General features: G+C 43.6%; 15 protein-coding genes. 7 read left to right on the plus strand and 8 right to left on the minus strand.

The features are described from left to right. Position 1: 1 nt before the first annotated feature. Together QWZ01_RS15065 and QWZ01_RS15070 are read right to left on the minus strand one after the other, a co-directional pair. Complete coding sequence (locus QWZ01_RS15065; RefSeq protein WP_290324514.1) at positions 2-2,410, minus strand: ABC transporter permease; 2,409 nt, start codon at positions 2,408-2,410, stop codon at positions 2-4. Positions 2,411-2,884: 474 nt separating this feature from the next. Continuing rightward, positions 2,885-3,775: an alpha/beta hydrolase gene (locus QWZ01_RS15070; RefSeq protein WP_290324516.1), complete on the minus strand. Its 891-nt coding sequence runs from the start codon at positions 3,773-3,775 to the stop codon at positions 2,885-2,887. 122 nt (positions 3,776-3,897) lie between these two features. On the opposite strand from QWZ01_RS15070, the gene trxA reads away from it, so the two are divergent. The 6 genes from trxA to QWZ01_RS15100 all read left to right on the plus strand — a co-directional run bounded on the left by trxA (position 3,898) and on the right by QWZ01_RS15100 (position 10,325). Beyond that, complete coding sequence (gene trxA, locus QWZ01_RS15075; protein WP_290324518.1) at positions 3,898-4,194, plus strand: thioredoxin; 297 nt, start codon at positions 3,898-3,900, stop codon at positions 4,192-4,194. A 310-nt stretch (positions 4,195-4,504) separates the two neighbouring features. Beyond that, the gene (locus QWZ01_RS15080) at positions 4,505-5,158 is read left to right on the plus strand and encodes a TetR family transcriptional regulator C-terminal domain-containing protein (protein WP_290324520.1); all 654 of its coding nucleotides are present in this window, start codon (positions 4,505-4,507) and stop codon (positions 5,156-5,158) included. A 9-nt stretch (positions 5,159-5,167) separates the two neighbouring features. Further along, positions 5,168-6,529 carry an ABC1 kinase family protein gene (locus tag QWZ01_RS15085; RefSeq protein ID WP_290324522.1) on the plus strand — a complete coding sequence of 454 codons (1,362 nt, stop codon included), beginning with the start codon at positions 5,168-5,170 and terminating at the stop codon, positions 6,527-6,529. Between the two features lie 111 nt (positions 6,530-6,640). Continuing rightward, a complete protein-coding gene (locus tag QWZ01_RS15090) occupies positions 6,641-8,086 on the plus strand; it encodes an SDR family oxidoreductase (protein ID WP_290324524.1) in 1,446 nt (481 codons plus the stop codon). Between the two features lie 21 nt (positions 8,087-8,107). Continuing rightward, complete coding sequence (locus tag QWZ01_RS15095; RefSeq protein WP_290324525.1) at positions 8,108-9,019, plus strand: TIGR01777 family oxidoreductase; 912 nt, start codon at positions 8,108-8,110, stop codon at positions 9,017-9,019. Next, on the plus strand, positions 9,012-10,325 hold the full coding sequence (locus tag QWZ01_RS15100) for a cryptochrome/photolyase family protein (protein WP_290324527.1): 1,314 nt from the start codon (positions 9,012-9,014) through the stop codon (positions 10,323-10,325). Before QWZ01_RS15095 ends, QWZ01_RS15100 begins: the two co-directional genes overlap by 8 nt. Position 10,326: 1 nt before the next feature. Here QWZ01_RS15100 and QWZ01_RS15105 read toward each other — a convergent pair whose 3' ends face one another. From QWZ01_RS15105 to ggt, 4 genes are all read right to left on the minus strand, one after another. After that, the gene (locus tag QWZ01_RS15105; protein ID WP_290324529.1) at positions 10,327-11,316 is read right to left on the minus strand and encodes an FKBP-type peptidyl-prolyl cis-trans isomerase; all 990 of its coding nucleotides are present in this window, start codon (positions 11,314-11,316) and stop codon (positions 10,327-10,329) included. 120 nt (positions 11,317-11,436) lie between these two features. Beyond that, on the minus strand, positions 11,437-11,940 hold the full coding sequence (locus QWZ01_RS15110; RefSeq protein WP_290324532.1) for an FKBP-type peptidyl-prolyl cis-trans isomerase: 504 nt from the start codon (positions 11,938-11,940) through the stop codon (positions 11,437-11,439). A 159-nt stretch (positions 11,941-12,099) separates the two neighbouring features. After that, positions 12,100-12,543: a MarR family winged helix-turn-helix transcriptional regulator gene (locus QWZ01_RS15115; protein ID WP_290324534.1), complete on the minus strand. Its 444-nt coding sequence runs from the start codon at positions 12,541-12,543 to the stop codon at positions 12,100-12,102. Positions 12,544-12,682: 139 nt separating this feature from the next. Next, positions 12,683-14,401, minus strand: coding sequence for a gamma-glutamyltransferase (gene ggt / locus QWZ01_RS15120; RefSeq protein WP_290324536.1), 1,719 nt, complete (start codon positions 14,399-14,401; stop codon positions 12,683-12,685). A 244-nt stretch (positions 14,402-14,645) separates the two neighbouring features. Here ggt and QWZ01_RS15125 point away from each other — a divergent pair, with 244 nt between their 5' ends. Continuing rightward, positions 14,646-15,140: a hypothetical protein gene (locus QWZ01_RS15125; protein WP_290324538.1), complete on the plus strand. Its 495-nt coding sequence runs from the start codon at positions 14,646-14,648 to the stop codon at positions 15,138-15,140. A 67-nt stretch (positions 15,141-15,207) separates the two neighbouring features. On the opposite strand, the gene QWZ01_RS15130 is transcribed toward QWZ01_RS15125, so the two are convergent. Together QWZ01_RS15130 and QWZ01_RS15135 are read right to left on the minus strand one after the other, a co-directional pair. Then, positions 15,208-18,954 carry a S8 family peptidase gene (locus tag QWZ01_RS15130; RefSeq protein ID WP_290324540.1) on the minus strand — a complete coding sequence of 1,249 codons (3,747 nt, stop codon included), beginning with the start codon at positions 18,952-18,954 and terminating at the stop codon, positions 15,208-15,210. 91 nt (positions 18,955-19,045) lie between these two features. Next, positions 19,046-20,695, minus strand: a complete 1,650-nt coding sequence (locus QWZ01_RS15135; RefSeq protein ID WP_290324542.1) for an NAD+ synthase — start codon at positions 20,693-20,695, stop codon at positions 19,046-19,048. Between the last annotated feature and the right edge of the window lie 122 nt (positions 20,696-20,817).

Here is a 20,817-nt window from a genome sequence, read left to right on the forward strand (position 1 = left end):
TTTACTCAGATCGTAAACTTTTAACCGGGCTATCCAGTGCCGCTTTAATGGTTTGCAAAGCAATTAACACGGCAGTAACCAGGGTAAGCATTCCTATAGCCATCATGAATGGGTTTAGGTTGATCACTATTTTGTAGGCATAATCATTAAGCCAGTTATGCATAATGAGATAAGCCACCGGACAGGCAATCAGCCCCGCAATAAGCACAACACCCAAAAACTCCTTCATAAACAAACTGATGATGCCCGCTACCGACGAACCCAGTACCTTGCGGATACCTATCTCTTTGGTGCGTTTTTGAATGCTTAAGGATATGAGGCCCAATACGCCCAGCAATACAATAACAATGGCCAGTGCAGTTGCAATATAAGATGCCTGTTTCAGCTGAATTTCGTTCTGATAAACCTTTTTCAGGGCATCGTCAACAAAACTGTATTCAAAAGGTGCCCCGGGCATCAGCTCGGCCCATTTTTTCCGGAGAGCCTGCAAATCGTTCTGCATGTTGCCGGGCTTAATACGGATTGAAAAAAAGCGATAAAAGGTAGTATAGTTAACGTTATAAAACACCATAGGCTGTATCAGCCCGCGCATTGATCCGAAATGAAAATCGGCCGTAACACCACAAATAGTAAAAGGGATGCTAACACCAGGTATCATGATATTTTGCCCTATGGCATTTTCGGAGGCAGCAAAACCTAAGGCTTTAGCAGCGGTTTCGTTGATAACCACCTTTGCGGTATCTGCTATCATAAAAACCGGTTTAAAAAACGTTCCGGCTTTCACCGGGATATGATAAGTGGAAGCATACTGATTATCGGCCGCCATGTTTTGCGAGGTTATAGCTTGGGCCGGATTACTCCCCTGCCTGTATATTGGCGAGTTGCCTCCGTTACTGCCGTCTGGAATTTCCCATGACAAGGATACGTTTTGCACCTGCGGCATTTGGGCCAGCTGCTGCCTGATGGCCTGCATTTTTTGCACCCCTTTTACCGACCAATCACGCGGTACCTGGGCATAAACCACATAATCGCGGTTATAGCCCAGATCTTTATCAAAAAACAGGCTGATCTGTTTAGATATGATGATGGCCCCTATAAATACAATAGCCGCTGTACCAAACTGAAAGGCCACCAGCACCCTGCGAAACAGCACGCTCTCCTTAACCGAACTCAATTTCCCCTTTAAAGAATCAACAGATTTTAAGGCTGATAATACCAGCGCCGGGTAAATGCCCGCCAATACCCCTACCAGCAGTGCAAACAAGAACGGAACAGGTATAAAATAAACCGGGAAGCTGAAAAGCCCCGTAATATCCTTACCCAGCACCTGGCTAAAATATGGCCGGGCAATTAAAAATATAACCAGTGCCAGCACAGTTGCTATTATCACCAATAAAACCGACTCGGTTAAAAATTGCCATATCAGTTGCTTGCGCAGGCCGCCCAAAACCTTGCGTATCCCCATCTCCTTCATGCGGCCAGATGAACGGCCGATACAGATATTCACAAAATTGATAACCGCCATCAGCAAAATAAACAAGGCGGTACAGCTTAGGGTATACAACATTTTTTTTACCAGGCCCCCATCAGCAATGAGGTTATAATCATGCAATGCAACCAACCTGGTGGTAACATTCTTGCTGATCTGTTCGGGAGCGTTTTTAAGTGTAAGCTCTTTGATGGGCTGTTCCAGGTTTTTAGCGGTAACACCTTTTTGCAGTTCTATATAATTAACAATATTCGTATTGTTCCAGCCCTCAAGGTTACGTTTAAAGAATTTAGCGGAGGCTGCCGTAAAAAAGAAGCCAGAATTAATATTGGAGTTCAAATTTGTTACCGAATTGCGCGGTGTAGCATCCAACACACCGGTAATTAAAAAATCGTGCTTTTCGCCGCCAAAACTTTCAAAGTTGAGCGTTTTCCCCACTACATCTGTACGTCCGAAATATTTTTTGGCCATGGCGCTTGTTAACACTACCGAAAAAGGATCATTCAGCGCCGTGCTGGCATCGCCCTGTAACAGCTTAAAGCCGTACATTTTAAGTAAGGTGCTGTCGCCCAGTTGCAGGCTTTCCCTAAAATGCATATCACCTAACGATACATTGGTGGTAACCGCGTCAAAATGGTAATAATTGGCTAGCAGGTGCGGGTAATTATCTTTCAGCGCTTTGGGAAGTTGTGCTATGGTACCAATCTCATTACCAAGGTTAGCGTCGGTCCATTTACTTAGTAAAATATACTGATTTTCTGAATTTTTAAGCTGGTGGTTCACTCGCAGCTCATCCCACACATAGGCGCCAATAAGTAGTGTAAAAGCAATCCCTATTGATAAACCAAAAATATTAATGAGCGAAAAAACCTTATTTTTCCAGAGGGTTCGCCAGGCAAGTTTAAAGTAATTTTTCAGCATAGGTTTTATTTTAAGTACTTATTGGTAAGGCCAATATCAATATAAAGTACGTTAACATTTTTGATATTCAATATGTCGCCCTGCTCTAATTAACAAACTTTAACAAAAGCAGGTTGGGTCTATTTCAGTAAGCCTTTAAGGAGCTAATTTTAATGATGTTGTTTTTCTATAAACAAGATACCTCAACCTAATTTTTCGTAAATTTGTATTAACCAAATAGCCCGGCCATCCTAAAGGAGAGCCGGGCTATTTGATTAAAAGAGCAAAAAGATCACCAGGATCACCAAATCCAAAACAACATATTAATAATCAGAACATTAACACTTTTTAAAGCTCAAAAAAGCTACCAAATCCGGTAAAAAACAAAGCAAAAGCTGTTAAAAAGCCCAAAAACGCATAATTTCTGAAGTTTTTCTGCCTTTTTTTGATCGATTTTATGTTAAAATAAAATTTTAAAAAGTAGGGATATAACAATTAATGCAGCACTTTGGGGCGCTCCGTTTTTACGGGATTTAAATAATTATTATCAGCCAGCCAATCGGCCATCCGTTGCGGCCACGAATGGATAGATTGCAGCTTTGACCGGTTACCCATATTAAACCCATGGCTGCCCTGGGTATACAGATGCAGCTCTACCGGAATTTTGGCGGCCCGGTACCTATCCAGCAATTTCACTACAGATGGCGAACAACAGACATCATCATTGGCAGCCAGCAAAAAGGCGGGCGGCGCATCGGCAGGGAGCACATCAGGTATATACAGCGGACCAGGATATATCTGTATCACAAAGTTAGGGTGGGCATTTAGCCTGTCGATAGGGTCAGGAGCACTGGCATCACCCATGCCCTGGCCATAGGCCACCATATCAACCACCTCGCCCCCTGCCGAGAAGCCCATCATACCTATGCGGTTGATATCCAGGCCATATTCGGCAGCCTTGCTGCGCACCAGGCGCATGGCTCGGTAGCCATCCTGTTTGGCATGCACATCAATTTTATACGGCGAAAGCGTATCGCGCCCGAGGCGGTATTTAAGTACAAAAACGGTAATACCCAGGTCGCTTAAATATTTGGCAGGATCAATACCCTCGGCGGTGTAAACCAGCAAACGGTGCCCCCCACCCGGGCATACTACTATGGCTGCCCCATTGGCCTTACCGGCAGGTGGGGTAAATACCGTGAGTGAAGGATTGTGGATGTTTTTAACCCAGTAATCTTTAGCCTGCTCAGGCTCATTACGGCGATTTTCAAAGCCCGGAGCTCCATTGGGCCAAAGTGGTATTACAGTAGGTTTATCCTGCGCCATAGCCCAAATTGGCAGGGCAATTAGCAGCAGGCATAGGTAATTGGATAGTTTTGTTTGCATAAAGTAAATATAGCTTAACAGGCGCCTTTTTGTAGTTATGTGCGTAAACTTTTACTTAATTTAATGGTTTAATAATTAGGCCAGTAGCCTTTGGCTACGGTCAACAATTTAACAAGAATGTTATGGCAAATTTTCAGGAAATTATAGCATCAGAAACACCTGTACTGGTTGATTTTTCGGCCGAGTGGTGCGGCCCGTGTAAAATGATGCCCCCTATATTACAAGACGTTAAACACGCGCTTGGCGACAAGGTGAAGATCATCAAAATTGATATCGACAAAAACCCTTCGGCGGCTAATGCCTACCGTATTCAGAGTGTACCAACGCTCATGATATTTAAAAAAGGCGAAACCAAATGGCGCCAGAGCGGCGTGGTACAGGCCAGCCAGTTGAAACAAGCTGTCGAGCAGTTTATATAAGGCGCCTCAGCCCTGCCCTTTCAAAAGGAACAATTTTTGAAAGGGCAGGGCATACAAATAACTCACCCGGTCTACGCTTCGCTGGACCACCCTCTCTTCGCCTGCGGCGGAAAGAGGGAATTAAAAAATGGATGAGGGATAAAAGAAAAACGCTCTCACCCTCTTTTCAGCAAAGCTGAAGAGAGCGGTAACAAGCGCAGCGATGTCGGGGTGAGTTGATGAACAGCCTGATTCGATGAAACTGCATTTTAAGCGAGGGCCAATACTACATTTATAACTTTAACGTATTAATTACTAAAGCAATCCTATTATGGCAACTACCGAAAGCATCCAGAACGCGTATATTGATTTTGTGCTTACAGAAGGCATGCAACCAAAATCGGTTTATATCTTCGCCAAACAAAATGAAATGACCGAGGCTGAGTTTTACCAGTTCTTTGGTTCGTTTGAAGCCGTTGAGCAAAACATCTGGGCCTATTTTGCCCGGAAAACCTTAACCGAGATCAGGGCACAGGAAGTTTGGGCAGGGTACACCGCCCGCGAAAAGGCACTATCGTTTTTTTACGCCTTTTTTGAGCTGCTTAAAAGCAGCCGGAGTTTTGTTGTGTATAGCATTAACAAACAACCCAAAGGCTTTACCACTCCGCGGGTATTTGAACAGCTAAAAGCTATTTATGAAAACTTTGCCGAAGAAATATTGAAAGAGGGTATCGAAACCTCTGAGCTGAACGATCGTAAATTTTTCAGCAAACGTTACAAAGATGCCTTGTGGATACAGTTTGTATTTGTACTTAACTTTTGGGTAAATGATAACTCTACCGGGTTTGAAAAAACCGATGAGGCCATTGAGAAAGGTGTTAATGTAACGTTTGATCTGTTTCAGCGTTCGCCGATTGACAACCTGTTTGAGTATGGCAAATTCCTGGTGCAAAACGGTGGTATTAAAGACAGAATGGGGTTTTAAAAATTGATTATGGCAGATGACAATAAAGTCGCTCCTAACGGGAATGATTCAGAAGAGGTTCAGAAAGAACAAAATAGTATACCAACCACAAAAGTTCAGCGTTCGGCCAAATTTATTACCACGGGAGTAAAAATTGGCGGTAACTATATCAAGCATTATTCCAAAAAACTGTTTAACCCTGATCTGGACAGATCTGAGCTGAATGAGGATAACGCGACCGACATATACCAATCGCTAAGCGAGCTTAAAGGCAGCGCCCTTAAAGTGGCGCAAATGCTCAGCATGGATAAAAACCTGCTACCACAGGCCTATGTAGATAAGTTTACGCAATCGCAATACAATGCACCGCCGCTTTCGGGGCCGCTGATTGTTCAAACTTTCAAAAAGTATTTCGGCAAAAACCCTGATCAGATATTTGATAAATTCAATATCCGCTCCACCAACGCGGCATCTATTGGCCAGGTACACGAGGCCGAGCTGAATGGTAAAAAACTGGCCATAAAAATCCAGTATCCGGGTGTAGGCGATTCCATCTCATCTGATCTGAAACTGGTTAAACCCTTTGCCTTCCGGATGTTGGGCATGAGCGAAAAAGAACTCGACATTTATATGCGTGAGGTAGAGGAACGCTTGCTGGAAGAAACAGATTATGAACTGGAAGTACGCCGGTCTGTTGAGTTTTCAACCGCATGTGCTGTTCTAAATCATGTGGTTTTCCCTACCTATTATCCGGAACTATCAAGCAAGCGTATCATCACCATGGACTGGTTGGAAGGCCTGCACCTGCGTGAGTTTTTGGCTACCAACCCATCGCAGGAACTGCGCAACCAGATTGGCCAGGCCCTATGGGATTTTTATAACTTTCAGCAGCACGAACTCCGCGCTGTACATGCCGACCCGCACCCGGGTAATTTCATGATTACTCCCGAGGGTAATTTAGGCGTTATTGATTTTGGTTGTATCAAGGAGATGCCCGAGGATTTTTATTACCCCTTCTTCTCCCTTACCTCAACCAATTTACTGGATAACAAGGAAGAAACCATCAAGGCCTTTCGCCTGCTGGATATGATCCATAAGGATGATACCCCGGCGCAGATAGAGTTTTTTTACAGCCAGTATAAGGAAATGATCGAGCTGTTTGCCATGCCTTACATCAACGATCATTTCGACTTTAGCGAAACAGCTTTTTTTGATAAACTCTACAAATTTGGCGAGCGCCTTAAAAAAATGCCCGAATTTAAACAGGCCCGCGGCGTAAAGCATTTCATTTATGTAAACCGCACCAATTTTGGCCTCTACAATATCCTGCACGAGCTAAAAGCCGAGGTTAAAACCGATACCTATAAACCACACGTGGTGCTGGAGTATTAAGGCGAAACAGTTGCAGCTAATAGCACAACATATAGCTCTTCTGTTTAAACATATTACAAGGCAGGGTGTTCAATTTTAAAACACCCTGCCTTTTCAGTTGTTGACCATTACATGAAGGTGTTAATTGCTGGTGCTAATGGCTATATAGGTACAAGGCTTATCCCAATTTTATTGGAGAAGGGCCACGATGTGGTTTGCCTGGTGCGCGATAAAAGGCGTTTTCACGAACACAGCGACTTCAGCGATCGCGTTGCACTCATCACCGGCGATTTACTTAAAGAAAAAAGCATTGAGGATTTCCCAACGGATATAGAGGCTGCTTACTACCTGGTGCATTCCATGTCACAAACGCAGGATTTTGCCATGCTCGAGGCGCTATCGGCCTATAACTTCATCCACTCGCTTGATAAAACTAATTGCCGGCAAACCATATTTTTGAGCGGCATTGTTAATGATGGCAACCTTTCCAAACATCTTGAATCGCGCAGGCATGTAGAGGATGTACTGAAGGAAGGGAAATCGGCACTTACGGTTTTGAGGGCTGCCATCATCATTGGTTCCGGGAGCGCCTCGTTCGAGATCATCCGTGACCTTACCGAAAAACTTCCGGTTATGACTGTGCCGCGCTGGGTAAATAGCCGCTGCCAGCCCATAGGCATACGCGATGTTCTGGCATATTTGGAAAGCGTAATGCTCAATGAGAAAACCTTTAACCGCTGTTTTGATATTGGCGGCCCCGATATTTTAACCTTTAAACAAATGATGCTTACCTATGCCAAGGTGCGTAAGCTTAAAAGATACATCATTACCATACCTTTCCTTTCGCCCAAAATATCATCGTACTGGCTTTATTTTGTTACTTCGGTAAGTTACACGCTTGCCCAGAGCCTGGTAAACAGCATGAAGAACGAAACCATTATGCACGAGCATAATATTGATGATATTGTGCCCCGCAAATGTTTAACCTATGAGGAGGCCCTGAACCTGGCCTTTGTAAAAATTGAGCAAAACTCCATAGTTTCCAGCTGGAAGGATGCGCTGAATATGGGTTACCTTAACTCGGGTTTTATGGATCAGATCAAGGTACCGCAAAACGGCACGCTGGAGTATAAAGTTAAAATGCCCTTTGAACGGGGCAGCGATGAGGTATTCAGTAATTTCATGTCGATAGGTGGCAACCGGGGCTGGTACTATTGGGACTGGATCTGGAATATACGCGGTTTCCTGGACAAGATATTCGGAGGAGTAGGATCGCGCCGGGGCCGTACCAGCAGCATTAATATTTCGCCGGGCGATGTAATTGATTTTTGGAGGGTATTGTTGGCCGATAAACAAGCCAAACGCTTGCTGCTGTATGCTGAAATGAAACTCCCGGGCGAGGCCTGGCTGGAATTTAAAATAATTGAACGCAACGGTAAAAAAAATCTGAGCCAGGTAGCTACCTTTAGGCCCAACGGATTATGGGGACGATTGTACTGGTATGCCATGTGGCCTTTCCATTTATTTATATTTAACGGCATGGCCCGCGAAATTGTACATTACGGCGAAGGCGTATAGTTACCTGTAACCAACAAACTAATGAGCTTAAAAAAACACATATTAATAACTGGCGGTTCGGGCTTATTAGGCAGGCAGCTTACCAAGGCATTACTCAATAAGGGTTACACAGTTAGCCATTTAAGCCGCAAGCCGGGTAACAATCCTAACATCAAAACTTATGTGTGGGATGTTGACAAGAGCATTATTGATGAACATTGTATTGAGGGCGTTGATACCATAGTACACCTGGCAGGAACCGGAATTGCCGAAAAACGCTGGACAGATGCCCGCAAAAAAAAACTGATTGACAGCCGAACCAAATCAATAGGTTTGATATATGAGCTGTTAAAAAAGACGCAACACCAGGTAACCGCCGTTGTTTCGGCATCAGGTATTGGCTATTACAGCAACCGCGGCGATGAATTGATGACTGAAACCGATACCCCCGCTAATGATTTTATAGCCCACTGCTGCGTGCTTTGGGAAGCCGCTGTTGACGAGGGCGAAAAACTTGGTTTACGGGTATTAAAATTCCGCACCGGGGTAGTGCTTGATAAAGATGGCGGTGCACTGCCTACACTGGCTAAGCCCATCAGGTTCTATATAGGGTCGGCATTGGGAAATGGCAAACAATGGGTGCCCTGGATACACTGGCTGGATGTAGTGAACATGTACCTACACGGAATTGAAAACACCGGTTTAAAAGGTGTATATAATATGGTTGCCCCTAACCCCGTCACCAATTTGCAGCTAACCCGGGCGGTGGCCAAACAACTGCAAAAACCGCTATGGGCCCCAAAGGTACCCGCGTTTGTATTAAAATTATTATTGGGCGAGATGAGCAGTGTTGTACTGGGCAGCACCAGGGTATCGGCACAAAAAATACAGGATGCAGGTTTTAAATTCAGTTATACCGAACTGCCTGCTGCATTAAAAGAAATTTATGGATAACAAAACACCCTTAACCATCTTCTGGTTTCGCCGCGACTTGCGTTTAGATGATAACGCCGGCTTGTATCACGCCTTAAAAAGCGGCAACCCGGTATTGCCTCTATTTATTTTTGATAAAGAGATCCTTGACGAACTGGAAGACAAGGACGATGCCCGTGTTACCTTTATTTATCAAACCATTGAAAATTTACGCCAGGAACTCCATAAACGTGGCAGCAGCCTGCTGGTAATTTATGACAAAGCCGAACATGCCTGGAACACCATCATTAAAGATCATACAATTGCCGCGGTTTATACCAACCATGATTATGAACCCTACGCAACCAAACGCGACAATGCGGTAAAAGAAAAGCTCGCCAAACACAACATCGAATTTAAAACCTTTAAAGATCAGGTAATTTTTGAAAAGGACGAGGTTGTTAAAGACGATGGCAAACCCTACACCGTTTACACCCCTTATCAGCGCAAATGGTACAGCACGCTTAAACCATTTTACCTGAAGGCCTACCCTACCGAAAAATATTTAAAGAACTTAATTAAAACTAAAAACCTCCATCTGCCAACTTTAGCGGAAATGGAGTTTGAAAAAAGCCAAATGCATTTTCCCGATCAGCAGTACAAAGATGTAATTGGCGATTATAAGGAGAAAAGAGATTTTCCGGCAATTAAAGGCACATCGCATATGGGTATGCATCTGCGCTTCGGTACCGTGAGCATCCGCGAACTGGCCCGTACCGCACATGCACAACACGAAAAAACATGGCTCAATGAGCTCATTTGGCGCGAGTTTTATATGATGATATTGCATCATTTTCCTCAAACAATGGATCATGCCTTCAGGCCTGAATATGACCGCATTAAATGGGTGAATGATGAAAAACAATTTAAAGCCTGGTGCGAGGGTAAAACCGGCTACCCTATTGTTGATGCCGGTATGCGCGAATTAAATGCCACCGGCTTTATGCACAATCGTGTGCGTATGATAGCGGCCAGCTTTTTAAGTAAGGATCTGCTGATTGACTGGCGCTGGGGCGAACATTATTTTGCCCGCAAACTGCTTGATTATGAAATGGCCAGTAACGTTGGCGGTTGGCAATGGGCTGCAGGCTCGGGCACCGATGCGGCCCCATATTTCCGGATCTTTAGCCCCGATGCGCAAACTAAAAAGTTTGACCCGGAATTAAAGTACATAAAAAAATGGGTTCCGGAATATGCCGACTTCAGCAAATATCCGGAACCCATTATTGATCATTCCTTTGCACGTGACCGCTGCCTAAAAGCTTTTAAAGCGGCCCTGGCAAAATAATTTATGGATTGTTAACTGTCGCTACCGTAAAATCATAATACAAACAAACATTGGCACCAATACCTGAGGTACCGGCCTGTCCGTAACCTAACCTTGATGGTATAAGCATGGAAACTGCTGCACCTGCAGTTTGTCCTCTCAAGGCTTCCTGTATACCAACTATAAGCGAGCCTAAAGTAAATGAGGAAAGTGTGGTTGTGCCTTTTGTGTCTACATCTGTAGCTGTGCTTGCAAATGTGGCACCGTTTAGCCATTTACCTGTGTAGTTGGTTGTAAAATTGGAAATATCTTGCATCACATCACCGGTACCGCCGCCTGGTGTGGTTACTTTGTAATACAATCCTTTTGCACGGCCCGATGTTACAGGAATATAACCGGTAAGGCCATTTTTAGTCATATACTCATGAATTATGTAATCATCGTATACTGGCTGCGAGGTAAGCACATTTACATAGTAATCAATACATTGATTACCCGCAATACGGTTATTTACGTTGCTTGAACTTCCCGAACCGGCTCCGTTAACACCGTAAGCCACCCGCGATGGCACTAATATTCTTGCCCTGGTACCTTTGTATTTAACCAGATCATGTATAGCCGATTGCAAACCTTTGGTAAAACCCATAATAGGGCCATTACTTGCAAGTGTTGAAATATATCCGACCACACCATCATAGTGTGCAAGGTTAAGTGTATCCTGATTAATGTATTTACCATCAAATGTTTTAACTGATATTACAAAGGAAATGCTATCAGCATAGTCAATAGGTTGTTTACCAACAGTTGAACCTTGTGAAAGTATCTGATAATATATACCGCTGGTATCGCCATGAGAAGTATCCCTTTTCATACCGGTTAATCCATTGGCTTGAATATAGTTTTGTATCTGGGTATCGTCGTGCTGCTTAATATTCGGATCATTACCTGTTTTGCGGCAGGATATTAAGCCGATTGAAGTGATTAATAAAAGCGTAAAAATTGTTTGTTTCATTTAGTCAATTTTGTTTTTGGCTAATAAATGGGCGGCCTGTTGCTCTGCTCATTTACTTTTATTTGTTTGTTGGCTAATGGCTCATTAAACACACCATTTTACCTGTATTTATTTTTGTTATTAGTTAATCACGTTATACAACTGTATATTAAAGTCAAGTATGGCATTAGCCGGCAACCCTATTGAGTCCTGCGGAAAAGGCCCGTACGCATAGCGCGATGGTACGATCAGCCTTATTTTACCACCCTTTTTAATAAGCGGTATACCCAGTTGCCATCCCCTTATAACCTGCCCCAACGTGTACGATGGATGAAAGTTACTGGTTTGCACAATCAGCTTCCCTGTAGTTAATAACTGCGCGGTATAGCCAACAGTAACTTGGGTCGAGTTAGTGAACAAATCGTTCCCGGAACCCTCCTCACCTGGTTTTATAATATAGTACACACCTGATGTATCAGTGACACGCTTGGCACCAAGACCCGGATTAGCCTTTAAATAATTACTCACCAGCGAATCATCAATAGCTTTTTGTGCATTATACTGTACCAAAGGATCGGTCGCCGATTTTTGACATGCAACAAAACTTACAATTAAAAACAATAAAACTAACAGCGTCCTGTTCATTTTTCAAAAGGCAAATTTATTCTTTTATAATAGAAAAACGGCAGCTTAACATTTTTTAACAATTAATAAAAATGCAGCCCCTAAAATCCTCTCTCTTTTAGGCGTATTTTCCTGAATAAAACGTTCAATTTTTAGTAAAAGTGTGGCAAACCGCATTACTCAGGGCTTATAATTCAGCGTGAGTTTGTTTACCTTTTTAAGCATTTCGGTGAGATATTGTTTATCAGCCTCGCTGATGTGGGAATCTAAATAATTATTGAACTGCTTTACAACCGCACGGGCCTGGTGCCGTTTTTCTTTCCCAAGCTCGGTAAGGTAAATTTTAACCGACCTTTTATCCCCTTTGTTTGATTCCCGGTAAATGAGGCCGGTTTTTTCGAGCTGGCTAAGCATTCTCGATAAACTGGTTGATTTAAGCCCCAGCAAAGCAGCCGCCTGCGAAACGGTGGTACCCTCCTTTTCGTCGATATTGATCAGCAAATAGCCTATTGATTGCGTAATGCCAAACTCTGTAACCAACTGGTTATACCTGTTGGCAACGGTTTGCCAAACTATCTTTAAAAAATAATCAATGGTTTCCTGATGTTTTACATTGTTTTGCATGCAATACCAAACGTAAGAAATGCCTGTTGATTACGCAAGCGAAAAATGTTATACCTTATAAGTGATACGTTGTACGTTTTAGGCAAAAAAATCAATTTAACATGCGATCAAAAAAACGTACAACTTACAACGTAAAACTCTACCAACCCAGTTTAGTATCATCACCGCGCGGGTCAGCACCGCCCTCATAATAACCTTGCGGAGTTTTCAATATGGCATCAACACGACCAATACCGCCGCGGGTTGTTACTTTATAGCCTTTATTTTGCAGTTTTATTACGGTTGCACTGTCAAGAGCACCTTTTTCAACGGTCACTTCATCGGGTAACCACTGATGATGAAAGCGTTTGGAGGCAACAGCCTGCTGCATATTCTGGTTAAATGCGATCACGTTCAGGATGGTTTGAAAAACTGATGTTATAATGGTTGAACCACCCGGCGTACCCACTACCATAAACAACTTTCCATCTTTTTCAACTATGGTTGGCGTCATTGATGATAACATGCGCTTACCAGGCTGTATACTATTAGCCTTGCCTCCTATCAGCCCGTACATATTCGGCACACCCGGCTTGGAACTAAAATCATCCATTTCATTATTCAGCAAAAAGCCTGCACCTTTTACAAATATTCGGGAACCAAAGGTATCATTCAGCGTAGTGGTAATGGATACTGAATTGCCCTCACGGTCGACAATGGAATAATGGGTGGTTTGATCACTCTCATACCCTACAAAGGTTCCGGGTTGAATACTGGTGCTTGGGGTAGCCGCATCCCAGCTAAAATTATTCATGCGCGATGCAATGTAAACCGGGTTTAACAAACTATCAACAGGCACTTTATAAAAATCCGGATCGCCCAGATACTTGGAACGATCGGCATAAACCCGGCGCTCGGCCTCAACCATCAGCCTTACGGTCGAATCCTGGTTGTAACCCCATCTTTGTAAAGGGTATTTTTCAACCGATTTTAATAACTGTAGTAAAGCTATCCCACCGCTTGATGGTGGCGGCATGGTAATGATCTTGTAACCCAAATAAGTTCCGATAATAGCTTTACGCCAAACCGAATGATAATTCTGCAGATCAGCTTTTGATATGATACCGCCTCCGCTATTCATTTCGGCAACCAGTTGGTCGGCTACTATACCATCATAAAAACCATCACGGCCCTTGTCGCGTATCTGCTCAAAAGTTTTAGCCAGATCTTCCTGCACCAGCAAATCGCCCTCCTGCCATTGTGTATCTTTTACTAAATAATTCTTACCCGGATTCAGTTGCTTAAACTGGGCACTCGCGTAATTCAAATCAGAAGCCAGATGCTTGGTTATTTTAAAGCCCTTGCGAGCCAGATCAATAGCAGGCTGCACCAGATCGGCCCATTTTAGTTTGCCATATTTAGCGTGGGCCTGTACCATACCATCAACAGATCCCGGAACGCCGGATGCCTTGTGTGTGTAAAGGCTCATATCAGGTATCACATTTCCGGCCTGGTCAAGGTACATGTTGGCATTGGATGTTGCCGGACCCTTCTCCCTGAAATCAAGTGTATTGGTTTCGCCACCGGTTGACCGGTAAACCATAAAGCCGCCACCACCTATATTCCCCGCTTCGGGCAGGGTTACAGCGAGTGCAAACTGTACAGCAACGGCCGCATCAACCGCGTTACCTCCTTTTTTTAATACATCAAGCCCAACCTTGGCCGCATCGGGATAAGCGCATACTACCATGCCATTACGGTACTGCCCATCATTGCCGTTTACGCTTAAACGCTTTTGCACACAGGCTACAGGCACAATAAACAATACCATTAAAAGCGCATCGAAGTACCTGTTTGGCTTATTATTAAATTTACTCATGAGTATCAGAGATAGATTATTTTGCCTAAAATACTCCATTTGATCATATTATTTAAATATTAAAGCCTCATTATTTTAACCTGAAAATCAGCACTATGGAAATTTCTAAGCGTAGTTTTCGGGTTAAAATGCCATAAAATTTCAAATCTGCCGTTTATTTGCAGGATACATTACGCCTAAAACACGGCTATGCAGGTGTTTATGGTTGTTGTATATAATTTAATTCGTTAACTAAAATCACTTCATGAAAAAATTAGCTTACATTTTATTTCTCTCAGTTTCGTTCTTATTGGTAAGTAAACGCTCACAGGCTCAGGATTATCAAACAGCCGTTGGATTAAAATTCGGTGCCTATGAAATAGGCCCTTCTATAAAATACTTTATGGATAAAAACACCGCTCTTGAAGGTATACTTGGTATCCGCGATCATGGTGTGGTAATAACCGGTTTATATGAGATACATCAGCCGGCTTTTAGTGTTGATAAGCTGAACTTTTACTACGGCTTTGGTGGTCACCTGGGTTCGGTAGGCAGCGGCTTTTACAAACGTATTGGCGGCGACGATGAATACTATAACGGGAAGCATATTTTAATTGGTGCAGATGCTACGCTGGGTTTGGAATATACCATACCCAATGCGCCGATAGCTATAAGCCTTGACCTTAACCCGCGCCTTGAACTGGCAAGGGGGCCATTTTTTGACCTCGCACCCGGGCTGGGCTTAAAATATACCTTTTAAGTTTACCTGTATAAACATCAAGAACATAAAACAAGAAAGGCTCCACTCAGGAGCCTTTCTTGTTTTGTTATTTACTGATAATTATCTTCCGGGCGTATATCTTTTGCCCCAACAACAACTTCAATATATAAACTCCGGGTATCTGCCCCGAAACATTGATCACCGTGCTGTAATTACCTTCCGGCAAACTCTGTTTGTCCTGGTAAACGGTTTGCCCGACCGAATTGATCAATGATAATTTCAAATCTGACGCAGCCTTTGCCGCAAATACAACATTAAGCTGATTATTTGTTGGAACGGGGAATACTGCCAAGCCAATGTCGGTTGCATTGCCGGGGTTTTCAACCGTACGAGCGTATTTGTAAACATCTGACAAGGCTACACAACCACCAGCCAGCGTATCGGCTACCTGATAGTCGCCGCTTTGCAAGGGATCATACTTTGCGGCTGTGGCCCCGCTTACAGGCTTACCGTTCAAATACCACTGATTGCCGGTTGTAAAATTGGAGCTCAGTGTATTAGCTGTTTGTGTTATAACAGGTTTACTTATAGTAACCGCCTGCCTTTGTGCCGATGAACAGCCTAAGCTTTGCACCTGCATATCATAAAAATAGTAATAAAAGTTTTTGTAATAAGCTGTATCCGTAGGGTCATCTGATGCTGCGTTATTACCGGTTATGCTGAATACATTACCAATTTTAAAGGGATAGCCTGTTACCCCGCCATTGCTGCGATAAATGGTTGCCGTAGCGTCATACTCGGCAGATATGGTATAATCACCCGCTGCAGGCAATTCCAGATCAAGCTCATACACTTTTCCCTGATCATTCGGATCATCAGCTTGTTGTCCTGGTAGCGGTGTGGTACGGGTAGCCTTGGCATTAATGGTAGTGCTGGCAACCGTTTGCCCGTTACTGTTATTTACATTAAAAGTTATCTTACCTGAATTACCTACATACAACCGGGCACTTTTAATTACCAAAGGTATACTTGTGCTTACATTTACGGCTGGAGTAAACTGGTTATATCCGCCTGCAGTAAACGCGCTTTTGGTTGCAGGACCTACCGATCCTTTAAAATCATTGATACCTGCATAGTAAGTATTATTTACCGGGGCAAGAGATGTAAATGCAGGGGAGCCGTAAGCAAAAGGAATGGCATCTGTACTGTTCTGATACCAAAGCAATGTGCCATCGCCTGTGCCCGATAACAAGTACTGCTTGCTATCTGTACAATAATAGGCACTAAGCGCGCCTATTGCCGCAGGACTGTTGATTAGAACACTTGCCGTTATGCTGTTATTGGCCGTAACCGGATCATTGGCCAGGTTACTGGTTGCCGTTATGGTATAGGTAGCCTGCGGCAAAGCATTAAACTGCTGACTAAAAGTAAAATTATCCTCAGCCTGGGGTGCCAGTATACTTGTATAAGTTTCGGTGTAGGTGGTTTGGGTATTATCAGGCGCTGTAATGGTAACCGTAACCGGAATATTAGAGATATTGGCACTGCCAAAGTTTTTAAGCCTGATGGTAACCGGCGTACTTGCCGAACATGTACCATCAGTACCGGGGCTAACAATAGCAACCACACCGGCATCAATACTGGTTTGCAGAAACTGCACCCGGTAATCCTGCGTTTCACCTTTATTGTAGGCGCCGCAGGCTTGTATGCTTGCGGTATCGCTTGTTTCTGTTAAAACTACCCGCATTAAACTAAAATTACCCGGGATAACAGAACCAGGCACTTTAATACCCACCACCGATGTTCCGGTAGCGCTGATCACATTTGTAGTGGCCGCCAGCTCGCCCGGATCAAAAACCCCATTGCTGTTCCAGTCAATAAATACTTTGGCGGCTTTGTTAAAATTATTACCGCATGTACCCAATGTAAGGCTTAAGGGATACGTTTTATCCTGCTCCAACTGAACGGTCAGGTTGGTATAGTCAGAATAACCTGTGCAGCCCGCGGCCGGGGTATTGTTGATATTTGATAGTTTCAGATTATTGATCCGTGAATCGGCATTTGACGCCGGGGCTGAGACACAATAGGCAACACCGCCCGCACCCGTAACAATAAGCGAATATGCCTGCGAACCCGATGTTAATGTACCCTTATGCGAAACCGTTATGGTATAGCTTTTACCGGGTGTGGTATTCGGGATATAAACCTGCTCAATATTATCGCGGATGTTATTGCCGGTTGTCGCGGCCGCGGCCGGTGCATCCGGGTTTAAAACCCAGGCATTATAGGTTGTGGTACCGTCGCTTACTTTTATGTCCAAATCATTAACCAGCTTTGGGGTACGGCTGTTTATCGTGCCATCAGGAGTAATTGAACCTTCAGGGTCTGTCCAGGATATGGTTGCGGCCAATACATCATTGCCGGAAGCTACTACGGTAAATGTTTGTGTTTGGCTCTGCTGAAGGATGTTTTCCTTAATAAGACTTTTGGTTCCGTTATCGGTGATGGCCTGAGCGGCTTTTTGTGTGTTCAATAAACCCCAGCCATAAATATAATCGGGCCCAACATTGCCTGCATCAAAGGCTGTTTGGCATACCAGGCCCTTTAATGTTGCGGCCAGCATAAATGCCCCATTATTCTTTTGAGCATAATACTCCTGCAACAAATAAAGTGAGCCTGTAATGTTGGGCGCGGCCATGGAGGTACCCGAAAGCGTAAGGTATGATGTAGGATTTTGCACCCCAACAGATAATACATTCACCCCGTTGCCTACAATATCAGGTTTAATGCGGCCATCATCGGTAGGCCCCCATCCGCTAAAATAGGCAACGCTCACATCCTCGCGTACCTTGGGGCCAAATGGCAAAGGGTTTACGGCACCAACAGTAAGTATATTTTTGGCATTACCTGTGGTACTTATAATATCGTACCCCCCGTTATCGCTTATACCAGCCGGCCTTGGCCCTTTGCTAATTATGGTTTGATCTGTCTTGCTCTTATACCCATAATAGGTTTCCCCCACTGCCGGGCCATTGCTTGAACGGCTGTTACCTGCCGATTCAACAATCAGGTAATAGGGCGCGTTATAGGCAATTTTATCCCATGACTGGGCGCGGGTATCATAAAATCCGAAGGTATAATCAACCGAATCGCCGGGCAAGCCATACCATTCCCAGCGGTTTTGGGAGTCGTTAAAGTTCCAACCTGCCTCGTCGCCGTAAGAATGATTCGACAATAACAAGCCCGATGCCGCGGTGCTCATTTCGGTTATATCATTATTAAAATCATATGATTGCAGGGTTGCCGCGTTAAATGCCATACCTTTTGCCGGGGCATAAACGCCCTTGGCTATCATGGTACCGGCAACATGGGTGCTATGGTCAAGTACCGATCCATTATCTTTATTGGTGATACTTTTGCCGGCAAACTCCTGATGGGCCGCATATACCGAACCGCCATCCCATATAGCCAGTTTATTATTTAAAAATGTGCTGGAGCCGGATAAGCTTAAACCAAGCGCCCCGCCCGGCTGTACGGTATTGGTAGAGGTAGTAGCTGCCGATATAGCATTATTATGCGTAATAAGATAAACGGGAAAACCCATCTTATTTAAACCCTGTAAAGATATGAGGTTACCATTTTTGGTACGCCGCTGCACCTGCCAACCCTTGCTGGCCGCAAGTGCCATTGCCTGCTTATAACTTGCGCTATAGGTATTTTTATATTGGGCCGAAAAATTGGCCAGTGCCGTACGCTTTGCCTCGCTCACCAAAGGTTGTTGCTGGGCAAACGTTTGAACTGCTGTACACAACAACAAAATACAAACACATATTGCTGTGTAAGGTTTATTCATGGATTTAATATAGGCGTGTTTGAACCTTTAAATCTATAAATATTCCCTTACTTATTAAAGCCTTTGAGCCAAACTGTTTATTTTAAGTAAATTATGAAAGATATTTACCTACAATAGGCATCCTGCGCCCCATACCAAATGCCTTAGGCGATACCCGGAGTATAGGTGGGGTTTGATAACGCTTATGCTCGGCCAGGTTAATAAGTCTGATCACCCGGCGAACGGTATGTTCGTCATAACCCATTTTAATGATTTCAGCTGATGAACAACGGTTCTCAATATATTCAGCCAGTATCTTATCCAACACGTCATATTCAGGCAGCGAATCAGTATCTTTTTGATCAGGCCTTAACTCTGCCGAAGGTGGTTTAATGATAGAATTTATAGGGATGATCTCCTGATCGCGGTTAATGTACCTTGCCAGTTCAAATACCTGTGTTTTGTATACATCGCCTATTACAGATATACCACCGCACATATCACCATACAAAGTTCCATAGCCCACCGCAGCTTCGCTCTTGTTACTGGTATTCAGCAAAATGTAACCAAACTTATTGCACATTGCCATCAATAAAATAGCGCGTGTACGTGATTGAATGTTCTCTTCGGCAATGTTAAACGGAAGGTTATTGAACTGCGGATGCAGGGAAGTTTCAATAGCTTCGGTAATGTTTTTAATGGCTATAGTTTCGCTTTTGCAGCCCAGGTTTTTCACCAGGTCTTCAGCATCGGTTAAAGAATGATCGCTGGAGAAACGTGAAGGTAATAACACAGCCATCACATTTTCAGCGCCAAGTGCCTCCGCAGCCAGCGCGCAAACCACCGCCGAATCAATACCGCCCGACAAACCAAGTATGGCCTGTTTAAAGCCCGATTTATAAAAATAATCGCGGATACCTAATATAATACCCTGGTGTATCTGTTCTATATCGCTCGGGCGCTCAGTTTTCAGCGTTGTAGGATGCTCAAAGGTTATTGAAGCATCGTCATTTAAAGTATAATAAGCCATGCTTTCTTCAAAGTATGGCATTTCGTCAATCAGCTTGCCGGTATTATCAAACACTAATGATCCGCCATCAAATATCAGCTCGGTTTGTGCGCCAACATGGTTCACATAAAGCAGCGGTAAATGATAACGGCTGGCATTATCCTTTAATATGGCAATACGCTCTTCATCATGATTATAAGAAAACGGCGATGCCGCAATATTGATCATCACATCAGGCTGCTGGTGGATAAGGCTATCCATTGGCCTTGTTACGTATAAGGGATTCTCGATGGTATTCCAAAGATCCTCACAAATAGTAAGCGCTATTTTTTTACCCTTAAACTCAATACAATTAAACTCGGTTGATGGTTCAAAATAGCGATACTCATCAAACACATCATAATTAGGCAACAGGGCCTTATTTACAATAGCCTTTACCTTTCCGTTTTCAATAAAATATGCAGAGTTACTGAGGTCTTTACCCTCGTCCTTATGATTAAATGTTGGCAGGCCAATGATACAGGCTATATCGGTACATTCGGCAGCTATGTTTTTTGCAGCGTCGTCGCACAAACCAATAAACTCATCAAATTCCAAAAAGTCGCGTGCGGGGTAACCACAAACGCATAGCTCCGCAAACACTACGAGGTCGGCACCGTTTTGTTTAGCTTTTTGTATATGATCAATAATTTTTGCGGTATTCGATTCAAAATTACCTATATGATAGTTGAGCTGGGCTAATGCAATTTTCATCAATTATAATTATTTCTTTGAAAGTGATAAAGCTACTGTGCGCTACGTTTAACTCACAATGGTTTTATGTTTAGTATTATACTAACGTATTAATACAAATAAAAATTATTTTTGCTCAAAGG

Origin of the sequence: Mucilaginibacter aquaedulcis, from assembly GCF_030409325.1 — a bacterium.
Lineage (GTDB): Bacteria > Bacteroidota > Bacteroidia > Sphingobacteriales > Sphingobacteriaceae > Mucilaginibacter > Mucilaginibacter aquaedulcis.

Excerpts from the sequence above, each read along its gene's own strand:
- QWZ01_RS15065 (WP_290324514.1), bottom strand. The coding sequence starts at position 2,410 with ATGCTGAAAAATTACTTTAAACTTGCCTGGCGAACCCTCTGGAAAAAT.
- QWZ01_RS15070 (WP_290324516.1), bottom strand. The coding sequence starts at position 3,775 with ATGCAAACAAAACTATCCAATTACCTATGCCTGCTGCTAATTGCCCTG.
- trxA (WP_290324518.1), top strand. The coding sequence starts at position 3,898 with ATGGCAAATTTTCAGGAAATTATAGCATCAGAAACACCTGTACTGGTT.
- QWZ01_RS15080 (WP_290324520.1), top strand. The coding sequence starts at position 4,505 with ATGGCAACTACCGAAAGCATCCAGAACGCGTATATTGATTTTGTGCTT.
- QWZ01_RS15085 (WP_290324522.1), top strand. The coding sequence starts at position 5,168 with ATGGCAGATGACAATAAAGTCGCTCCTAACGGGAATGATTCAGAAGAG.
- QWZ01_RS15090 (WP_290324524.1), top strand. The coding sequence starts at position 6,641 with ATGAAGGTGTTAATTGCTGGTGCTAATGGCTATATAGGTACAAGGCTT.
- QWZ01_RS15095 (WP_290324525.1), top strand. The coding sequence starts at position 8,108 with ATGAGCTTAAAAAAACACATATTAATAACTGGCGGTTCGGGCTTATTA.
- QWZ01_RS15100 (WP_290324527.1), top strand. The coding sequence starts at position 9,012 with ATGGATAACAAAACACCCTTAACCATCTTCTGGTTTCGCCGCGACTTG.
- QWZ01_RS15105 (WP_290324529.1), bottom strand. The coding sequence starts at position 11,316 with ATGAAACAAACAATTTTTACGCTTTTATTAATCACTTCAATCGGCTTA.
- QWZ01_RS15110 (WP_290324532.1), bottom strand. The coding sequence starts at position 11,940 with ATGAACAGGACGCTGTTAGTTTTATTGTTTTTAATTGTAAGTTTTGTT.
- QWZ01_RS15115 (WP_290324534.1), bottom strand. The coding sequence starts at position 12,543 with ATGCAAAACAATGTAAAACATCAGGAAACCATTGATTATTTTTTAAAG.
- ggt (WP_290324536.1), bottom strand. The coding sequence starts at position 14,401 with ATGAGTAAATTTAATAATAAGCCAAACAGGTACTTCGATGCGCTTTTA.
- QWZ01_RS15125 (WP_290324538.1), top strand. The coding sequence starts at position 14,646 with ATGAAAAAATTAGCTTACATTTTATTTCTCTCAGTTTCGTTCTTATTG.
- QWZ01_RS15130 (WP_290324540.1), bottom strand. The coding sequence starts at position 18,954 with ATGAATAAACCTTACACAGCAATATGTGTTTGTATTTTGTTGTTGTGT.
- QWZ01_RS15135 (WP_290324542.1), bottom strand. The coding sequence starts at position 20,695 with ATGAAAATTGCATTAGCCCAGCTCAACTATCATATAGGTAATTTTGAA.